At 65.0% G+C, this 2512-nt stretch carries 4 protein-coding genes; 1 reads left to right on the top strand and 3 read right to left on the bottom strand.

Annotated features, from left to right (window positions below; genetic code table 11):
• The first annotated feature begins 369 nt into the window (after positions 1-369).
• Positions 370-864, top strand: a complete 495-nt coding sequence (locus BGN95_RS07150; RefSeq protein WP_179515352.1) for a hypothetical protein — start codon at positions 370-372, stop codon at positions 862-864.
• A gap of 3 nt (positions 865-867) precedes the next feature.
• On the opposite strand, the gene BGN95_RS07155 is transcribed toward BGN95_RS07150, so the two are convergent.
• From BGN95_RS07155 to BGN95_RS07165, 3 genes are all read right to left on the bottom strand, one after another.
• The gene (locus tag BGN95_RS07155) at positions 868-1542 is read right to left on the bottom strand and encodes a methyltransferase family protein (RefSeq protein ID WP_286772099.1); all 675 of its coding nucleotides are present in this window, start codon (positions 1540-1542) and stop codon (positions 868-870) included.
• A gap of 25 nt (positions 1543-1567) precedes the next feature.
• Entirely contained in the window at positions 1568-2227 is a 660-nt protein-coding gene (locus BGN95_RS07160; protein WP_179515353.1) for a TetR/AcrR family transcriptional regulator, read from the bottom strand.
• 99 nt (positions 2228-2326) lie between these two features.
• On the bottom strand, positions 2327-2512 hold a 186-nt coding region (locus BGN95_RS07165; RefSeq protein ID WP_286772100.1), incomplete at its 5' end, for a hypothetical protein.

Genomic DNA, 2512 nt, shown 5'->3' on the forward strand with positions numbered 1-2512 from the left:
GGTCGATCTGGTCCGCAATGCCGGAACGGGGGCGGTGTTCCGCGTCGTCGACGCGTGACACTGTGCCCGGAGCGCCACGGGTGACACTTTACCAGAATCGGCGCGGCAGACTGTCATCCGTGGCGGTTTGGAGCCGGGAAGGCCCCCTGCCACCCGGTCTTGAGCCGGGATCCACCGGGAGGCGAGCGCGAAGCAAGAGGTTCTTGCCACGGAGTCTGCGGTACGATGGACCCCGGCCCAAGACCGGAGGTAACGAGGGATGCGGCGGGGTGCGGCCGTCCTTCAGGCAAAGTGTCACCCACGACAAAGTTGATGCCGGGCGCAGAAGTGGGATTCACTATTCGTTCCGCATGTGCTTGATTCTGCGGCATGACCGAAGACAGCGCCGCCCGGCCCGATCTGGGTTCGATCCTCGCCTCGCTGGCGGATGCTTCCAGCCGCCCGCGCTATGCCTTTCTCGTCCTCGGGCTGATCGCCGAGGCGGCGCGCCCCGATGGCGAGGCGGGGCCGTGGGTGCGCGGCGGGGCAGGGGAGCGGCTGTCGTTGCGCGACTGGCTCGCGCGCCAGCTCGTCCCGCTCGCGGCGCGCGACCGACGCCGTGCCGGGCTGCGGGCCAGGGTGGCGGCGCGGATCGGCAGTGACGATCCCGAGAAATTGGAGGCGGCGCTGGCCGAGGAAGCGCTGGCGGTCGGCAAGGCCAATGTCAGCCGCGCAGTTTCCGATCTGGTCCGCGCGGGGCTGGTGCGGCGCTATTATGCCGGACGGGTGACCGATCACGTCAACCGCGGCGGGCGGCGGATGGCGGTCTATCGCGTCGCACCGCCGGTGCTCAACGCGATCCGCTCGCGCCCGACCTTGGTATAGCGCTCACCACACGCCCGGCAGCAGCCGGTAACGCGTCCGCCGGGCGTAATCGGCATAGCCGGCCAGCTCGGCGTGAAGCAGCGCATCCTCCCACCGCGTCCGCACGATCAGCAGTGCGCTTGCCCAGGCCGCAGGGATCAGCGCCCACCACGACGCCAGCGCTAGCGCCAGTCCGACGAAGACCATCAGCGCGCTGACATAGCCGGGGTGGCGGACGAAGCGATACGGCCCGTCGGTGATGACATGCTGCCCGCGCTCGCGCTGGAGCCTGACGCCGGGTTCGAAGAAGCGATTGACCGCCTGCGCCCACCCGCCGAACGCGATCCCGCCGCCGAGCAAGGCATAGCCCAGCACGACGATCGCAGGGGACACCACCGACCAATGCATCCGCCCGGCATCGAGCGTCGCGAGCGGAATCTCGATAACCATCGCCGGGAGCATCAGCGACAGCAGGATCAGATCCCAGCGCTGCGTCCCCGGCTGGAAGCGGTTGCGCGCGCGGAAGATCGCGGGATTGACCCGAAGCAGGACCGACGCGGCAATCCCGTAGGTGACGAAGAGGAAGCCGATGAACACCCAGCCCGGCACCCAATCGAGCCGGCCGATCGGCAGAAAGACCAGCATGATAAGACCGAGCGGCAGCCCGATGGCGTAAGCGATCTTGCCGCCGCGGGACATCGGCCTGGGCTCGGTAACCATGCGTTCAACTCCGCTTGAAGTTGTGCACCAACTCGCGAAACGCCTCGATCGATACGTGTTTGATCCGATTCATCTGCGATCGGAACGGTTTTTCATAGCCCGCGAAGATCGTCGATCCCTCCATCGAATAAGAGATGAACAAGGTCAGCGTTTCCTGATCCTCGGTCGACAGATCGGGGCGGATTTCCGCCACCACCTCAAACAGCGGGCGGCGCGCGCGGGTGTAGAGCTCGTGCATCCGCTCATAGACGAACGGATCGTGGTTCGACAAAGCCCATAATTCGGGGAACAGCCGGGTCGTCTTCTTGGTCGTGATATCGTCGAGAACCAGCCGGCAGTAACGTTCGAGCCGCTCGTCGGGGCTGAGATCGGGCTGGTGGACGATCGCCTCGAATTCGACCTCATAGCTGCTGATCATCCCGTCGAGCAGTTCGCGCACCAGATCCTCGCGGGTGCGATAATGATAAGTGAGGTTGCCGAATTTCATCCCGCAGGCAGCCGCGACTCGGCGCATCGACATCGCGCGATATCCCTCGTCGATCAGGATCGACAGCGCCGCGCGAAGGATCATTTCGCGGGTCTCATGTCCCTTGGAATAGCCCCCGTCGCGTTCCGGCACGATCAGGTCTGGGACCACAAATGACAGATTATCATCCTGATTCATAACAATTCATCTCCCGGTATCGCGGCGCCTATAACAGCTTTTCAAAATTAGGTCACTCGCCAGATTTAGGTCGATTGACAGAATTAGGTCGGACGCACATTATTCCTGCAACGCCGCTCGAACGGCGATGTCAGGGAGGTGCAGCATGAGGTGGTTCGCCCGGTTGTGTTCAACCGCGCTCGGTGTTGCCGCGCTTCCGGCGTTGGCCGGCGCAGCGCCCGGAACGGGGACGGCGCCGTTGCCGGAGGAAACGATCCCCAGCGTCACGCCGTTGCCGGCGCAGTG

This window comes from Sphingomonas sp. 66-10 (assembly GCF_001897045.1).
Lineage (GTDB): Bacteria > Pseudomonadota > Alphaproteobacteria > Sphingomonadales > Sphingomonadaceae > Sphingomonas > Sphingomonas lycopersici.